General features: G+C 24.4%; 9 protein-coding genes. 5 read left to right on the top strand and 4 right to left on the bottom strand.

Translation table 4 applies throughout. From position 1 onward, the window contains the following. From EXC48_RS04555 to EXC48_RS04975, 4 genes are all read left to right on the top strand, one after another. The coding region (locus EXC48_RS04555; protein ID WP_465124937.1) for an alpha/beta hydrolase family protein at positions 1-568 on the top strand (568 nt) is incomplete at its 5' end. 468 nt (positions 569-1,036) lie between these two features. Then, a complete protein-coding gene (msrB, locus tag EXC48_RS04550) occupies positions 1,037-1,471 on the top strand; it encodes a peptide-methionine (R)-S-oxide reductase MsrB (protein WP_129720971.1) in 435 nt (144 codons plus the stop codon). A gap of 139 nt (positions 1,472-1,610) precedes the next feature. After that, complete coding sequence (locus EXC48_RS04980) at positions 1,611-2,183, top strand: Na/Pi symporter (RefSeq protein ID WP_223216352.1); 573 nt, start codon at positions 1,611-1,613, stop codon at positions 2,181-2,183. 9 nt (positions 2,184-2,192) lie between these two features. Continuing rightward, on the top strand, positions 2,193-2,504 hold the full coding sequence (locus EXC48_RS04975) for a hypothetical protein (protein WP_223216351.1): 312 nt from the start codon (positions 2,193-2,195) through the stop codon (positions 2,502-2,504). 283 nt (positions 2,505-2,787) lie between these two features. Here EXC48_RS04975 and EXC48_RS04540 read toward each other — a convergent pair whose 3' ends face one another. Both EXC48_RS04540 and EXC48_RS05140 read right to left on the bottom strand, forming a co-directional pair. Then, positions 2,788-3,330, bottom strand: coding sequence for a Na/Pi symporter (locus tag EXC48_RS04540; protein ID WP_129721107.1), 543 nt, complete (start codon positions 3,328-3,330; stop codon positions 2,788-2,790). Continuing rightward, complete coding sequence (locus EXC48_RS05140) at positions 3,288-3,560, bottom strand: hypothetical protein (protein ID WP_129721105.1); 273 nt, start codon at positions 3,558-3,560, stop codon at positions 3,288-3,290. Before EXC48_RS05140 ends, EXC48_RS04540 begins: the two co-directional genes overlap by 43 nt. 42 nt (positions 3,561-3,602) lie before the next feature. Here EXC48_RS05140 and EXC48_RS05080 point away from each other — a divergent pair, with 42 nt between their 5' ends. Further along, positions 3,603-3,725 carry a hypothetical protein gene (locus tag EXC48_RS05080; protein ID WP_268814403.1) on the top strand — a complete coding sequence of 41 codons (123 nt, stop codon included), beginning with the start codon at positions 3,603-3,605 and terminating at the stop codon, positions 3,723-3,725. A 127-nt stretch (positions 3,726-3,852) separates the two neighbouring features. Here EXC48_RS05080 and msrB (EXC48_RS04530) read toward each other — a convergent pair whose 3' ends face one another. Together msrB (EXC48_RS04530) and EXC48_RS04525 are read right to left on the bottom strand one after the other, a co-directional pair. Then, complete coding sequence (gene msrB / locus EXC48_RS04530) at positions 3,853-4,287, bottom strand: peptide-methionine (R)-S-oxide reductase MsrB (protein ID WP_129720971.1); 435 nt, start codon at positions 4,285-4,287, stop codon at positions 3,853-3,855. Positions 4,288-4,753: 466 nt separating this feature from the next. After that, positions 4,754-5,333, bottom strand: a 580-nt coding sequence (locus EXC48_RS04525; protein ID WP_465124934.1) for an alpha/beta hydrolase family protein, incomplete at its 5' end; no start/stop codon positions are given.

Here is a 5,333-nt window from a genome sequence, read left to right as displayed (position 1 = left end):
TAAAATATTATTAAGAGCTGTTTTTTTAGCAAGACAAGAAGACGTTAATTTTCTTTATGAAAAAAATGGCGCCTCAGAGTTTTATCCAGATTTATTTGAAAAATATTATGGGCTAATTAAAAATGAAAAAGGAAATAGTATTTTAGAAAAATACTACAAAATTTTTATTAGCAAGTCATCAGCATTACAAAAAGAAGCTGCAATTATGTTTTCTAATTGAGAAAATTCTCTTGTTTCTATTAAAAAATTTAACGCTAAGAAAAGATATTCAAAAACCGACATTAATGATGCATTAGCCATCTCATTACTAGAAAGTCATTATTTTATAAATCAATCTTTCTTGCCATATGATAACTATATTTTAGATAATGTAAACATTTTACTAAATCATGATGTTACAATAATTCACGGAAGACAAGATATCGATTGTCGGCCAATAGGTGCATATTTATTACATAAAAAACTACCAAATTCAAAACTTTTTCTTATTGATGCAGCTGGGCACACGTCACTTGACAAAAATTTATGAAATCAACTAAAAAAATCAATATCAGATTGAGAAAAATAAATCATCATTCAAGAGGAAAAAAATACTTATTTTTGCTATTTTTCTAGTTTTTTAATAAAAATGAATATTTTTTTTCTAAAAAAGTGAAAAAAATATTCAAGTTATAAAGAAAACTAGCTTCATAAAAATTTCAAAAATTAAAAACATTTTAACTTTTAAGCCTTGTATAAGTGCATTTTAGTAACTTTTAATAAAAAAATATCTAAAGTATAATGAATAATTAGAAGAATATTTTTTAAAAATTTTGTTAACTTTTAAAATTTGTAAATCAAAAAATATATGGTATACTTTTAAAAATACTTAAAAAAAAAAAAAAAAAAAAATACTTAAAAAAAATATTAAAAGAAATACTTAAAAATTAAAAATACTTATAAATAAGAAGACAATAGTTTGTAATTACAGCTATTGTCTTTTCTTTTTTTGAAAAATTAAGTTTTCTTTATAATATTTATACAATAAGGAGGAAAAATGTTCGACAAAGAAAAACGTTTAAAAGAATTAACTGAACTTCAATATAAAATAACTCAAGAAGGACACACAGAGCCCCCTTTTAAAAATGAATATGATAATCATTTTAAAAAAGGTATATATGTGGATATCGTGGATGGAACACCACTTTTTAAATCAACTGATAAATTTAATTCAGGTTGTGGTTGACCTGCTTTCAGTAAACCAATTAATGATAGTGTAATCAATGAATTTATGGATTATTCACATAATATGAAAAGAGTTGAAGTAAAAAGTAAAAATGCCGATTCTCACTTAGGTCATGTTTTTAATGATGGACCAGCTGAAAGTGGCGGATTAAGATATTGTATTAACTCAGGTTCACTTAAATTCATTCCATTTGATGAAATGGAACATGAAGGATATGGTGAATTAAAAAAATTATTTGAAGATTAATTATTGTATATGGATAATTATCCATATACAATTTTTAAAAATATAAAAATGTTTTCACATTTTTCATTTTGATCGTACTTTTTTATTTTTTATATTTTTGTTTAGTATAATAAAAGATATTTTTGATTAAGGAATAATTATGAATTTTTCAAGCATATCATTAGCAATAATTTTTGCACTAGCTAGTTTAGCATTATTTATTTTTTCTACCAAAAAATTATCATCTTCCTTAAAATCACTCGGAGACACAAAGTTTAAAAAAATATTAAATTTTATTTCAAAAAATAATTTTATGGCTCTTATTATAGGTGTATTTATAACAACATTAATACAATCATCTGATGGCGCTGTAGCACTTATTATGGGTTTACTAGCAGCGAGGTTTATAAGTTTGAAGGTCGCGATCGCCTTTTTATTGGGCGCTAACATCGGTACTGCTACTACATCATTAATCGTTTCTTTTCAATCATCATTTGCATTTACTGAATATTTTATTTTATTAATGTTTATAGGTGTTTTTGGTTGAATTCTAACAAAAAGAACCAATTGAATTAATATATTTTTAATAATTCTTTCGATTGGAATGATTTTCTTTTCATTAAAAATTCTTTCATCATCTGCGGTTGCTATTGTTAAGACTGATTTATTCAAAAAATCAATTGGTGTAGTTGGAATAAATCCTTGACTCGCGTTTATATTTTCGTTTGCTTAAACAGGAATATTGCAGTCTTCAAGCGCAACTGTCACTTTATATCAAATAGTTTATGCACAGAGTGATAATATTCTTCCAACTAATTCAGCAATTGCTTTGGTACTTGGTTCAAATGTTGGAACTACCATAACAGGACTAGTTGTTTCATTTACATCAAAAAATAAAAATTCTCAAAAAATTGCAATTATTTGAGGAATTACAAATCTAAGCATCTCATTACTTGTTTTACCATTTTTATATCCATTAAATTTCTTTGAAACATTAATCACTTCAATCGTGATAATTCCACGCTTCAATTATCTATCGCTCACTGTTGTTTAATTTCATCTCGTTGAATATATATATGTAATAAGTATTTAAAATATTATTAACAAAATAATAAAGATATAATCTAACAAAATTACAAATTATACTCCATATGACTTATTATCAAAAGCATTTTAGCTTTAAATTGCAAAAAGCCTTCAGAATCATATATGATTCTTGAAGTTTTTTAGAGATTTTAAAGCTAAAATGCATTTTGATTAAAGTTCATATGGAGTATAATTTATAATTTTGTTAGATATCATCTTTAATTTTTTTACTAATATTTCTAAATACTTAATTAACCATATATATATTCCAACGAGGATAAATAAACAACAATGAGCGATAGATAATGAAGCGTTGTTGAATTATCTACGATTGAAGTGATTAATGTTTCAAAGAAATTTAATGGATATAAAAATGGTAAAACAAGTAATGAGATGCTTAGATTTGTAATTCCTCAAATAATTGCAATTTTTTGAGAATTTTTATTTTTTGATGTAAATGAAACAACTAGTCCTGTTATGGTAGTTCCAACATTTGAACCAAGTACCAAAGCAATTGCTGAATTAGTTGGAAGAATATTATCACTCTGTGCATAAACTATTTGATATAAAGTGACAGTTGCGCTTGAAGACTGCAATATTCCTGTTAAAGCAAACGAAAATATAAACGCGAGTCAAGGATTTATTCCAACTACACCAATTGATTTTTTGAATAAATCAGTCTTAACAATAGCAACCGCAGATGATGAAAGAATTTTTAATGAAAAGAAAATCATTCCAATCGAAAGAATTATTAAAAATATATTAATCAATTGGTTCTTTTTGTTAGAATTCAACCAAAAACACCTATAAACATTAATAAAATAAAATATTCAGTAAATGCAAATGATGATTGAAAAGAAACGATTAATGATGTAGTAGCAGTACCGATGTTAGCGCCCAATAAAAAGGCGATCGCGACCTTCAAACTTATAAACCTCGCTGCTAGTAAACCCATAATAAGTGCTACAGCGCCATCAGATGATTGTATTAATGTTGTTATAAATACACCTATAATAAGAGCCATAAAATTATTTTTTGAAATAAATTTAATATTTTTTTAAACTTTGTGTCTCCGAGTGATTTTAAGGAAGATGATAATTTTTTGGTAGAAAAAATAAATAATGCTAAACTAGCTAGTGCAAAAATTATTGCTAATGATATGCTTGAAAAATTCATAATTATTCCTTAATCAAAAATATCTTTTATTATACTAAACAAAAATATAAAAAATAAAAAAGTACGATCAAAATGAAAAATGTGAAAACATTTTTATATTTTTAAAAATTGTATATGGATAATTATCCATATACAATAATTTAATCTTCAAATAATTTTTTTAATTCACCATATCCTTCATGTTCCATTTCATCAAATGGAATGAATTTAAGTGAACCTGAGTTAATACAATATCTTAATCCGCCACTTTCAGCTGGTCCATCATTAAAAACATGACCTAAGTGAGAATCGGCATTTTTACTTTTTACTTCAACTCTTTTCATATTATGTGAATAATCCATAAATTCATTGATTACACTATCATTAATTGGTTTACTGAAAGCAGGTCAACCACAACCTGAATTAAATTTATCAGTTGATTTAAAAAGTGGTGTTCCATCCACGATATCCACATATATACCTTTTTTAAAATGATTATCATATTCATTTTTAAAAGGGGGCTCTGTGTGTCCTTCTTGAGTTATTTTATATTGAAGTTCAGTTAATTCTTTTAAACGTTTTTCTTTGTCGAACATTTTTCCTCCTTATTGTATAAATATTATAAAGAAAACTTAATTTTTCAAAAAAAGAAAAGACAATAGCTGTAATTACAAACTATTGTCTTCTTATTTATAAGTATTTTTAATTTTAAGTATTTCTTTTAATATTTTTTTAAGTATTTTTTTTTTTTTTTTTTTAAGTATTTTTAAAAGTATACCATATATTTTTTTGATTTACAAATTTTAAAAGTTAACAAAATTTTTAAAAATATTCTTCTAATTATTCATTATACTTTAGATATTTTTTTATTAAAAGTTACTAAAATGCACTTATACAAGGCTTAAAAGTTAAAATGTTTTTAATTTTTGAAATTTTTATGAAGCTAGTTTTCTTTATAACTTGAATATTTTTTTTCACTTTTTTTAGAAAAAAAATATTCATTTTTATTAAAAAACTAGAAAAATAGCAAAAATAAGTATTTTTTTCCTCTTGAATGATGATTTATTTTTCTCAATCTGATATTGATTTTTTTAGTTGATTTCATAAATTTTTGTCAAGTGACGTGTGCCCAGCTGCATCAATAAGAAAAAGTTTTGAATTTGGTAGTTTTTTATGTAATAAATATGCACCTATTGGCCGACAATCGATATCTTGTCTTCCGTGAATTATTGTAACATCATGATTTAGTAAAATGTTTACATTATCTAAAATATAGTTATCATATGGCAAGAAAGATTGATTTATAAAATAATGACTTTCTAGTAATGAGATGGCTAATGCATCATTAATGTCGGTTTTTGAATATCTTTTCTTAGCGTTAAATTTTTTAATAGAAACAAGAGAATTTTCTCAATTAGAAAACATAATTGCAGCTTCTTTTTGTAATGCTGATGACTTGCTAATAAAAATTTTGTAGTATTTTTCTAAAATACTATTTCCTTTTTCATTTTTAATTAGCCCATAATATTTTTCAAATAAATCTGGATAAAACTCTGAGGCGCCATTTTTTTCATAAAGAAAATTAACGTCTTCTTGTCTTGCTAAAAAAACAGCTCTTAATAATATTTTAGCAACATTTTTT

This window comes from Mycoplasmopsis cynos (genome assembly GCF_900660545.1).
Taxonomy (GTDB): Bacteria; Bacillota_I; Bacilli_A; order Mycoplasmatales; family Metamycoplasmataceae; genus Mycoplasmopsis; species Mycoplasmopsis cynos.
The sequence above is the reverse complement of the archived record's forward strand: the minus strand, read 5'-3'. Positions and strand labels throughout refer to the sequence as shown.